At 56.6% G+C, this 539-nt stretch carries 1 protein-coding gene; it reads left to right on the top strand.

The genetic code is table 11. The features are described 5' to 3' along the window. The coding region (locus RN629_RS18310; RefSeq protein ID WP_407036500.1) for a hypothetical protein at window positions 1-438 on the top strand (438 nt) is incomplete at its 5' end. Window positions 439-539: the final 101 nt, after the last annotated feature.

A 539-nucleotide genomic window follows, 5' to 3' on the forward strand; every position in this document is an offset into this window, starting at 1 on the left:
CCAGCACTCCAGATCGCGTTGCCAATCCTCTTCCATCGCCAGCCTCCATCAAAGCTGGCGCCCTATGAATCATGCATCTCCCTCACTGGGAATCCCAAAAATCATACTTCTGCCAAAGTAGTGATAGCCTTCTGCACTCTCCTATGGCCAGAAATTGTGGAATTCGAAGGCTATGTGCTTCGCGGCCCGCTGGACATTGAGCGACTGCGAGCTTGGGAGCACCATGGTGATCTGAGCCGTCAGCAGATCGAAACGGCTATGAACGCGTATCTGCTGGATGAGGTGTTCCCGCAGGATACGGCAGACGCCGCCCTCAAAAGTGCGCAATGTGACCGATTGCTGACCATCATGGCAGATATGCTCGAAGCAAAGTTGACCCGTGACTTCCCCGAACGTGTTTTCTCAGGGCGTTTGTTAGCGTCCGCGGTCGTGGTGTAAATTCCCGGTGTAGATGATGGTGTATGCCGGGGTGGGGCCGAGGCCCCACCCCGGCGTCGGCGTCACGGTGGCCACCGGGCTCATCGGATATGGTGGAGTTT

Origin of the sequence: Facivitalis istanbulensis, from assembly GCF_040560405.1 — a bacterium.
GTDB classification, from domain to species: domain Bacteria; phylum Pseudomonadota; class Alphaproteobacteria; order Sphingomonadales; family Sphingomonadaceae; genus Sphingomonas; species Sphingomonas istanbulensis.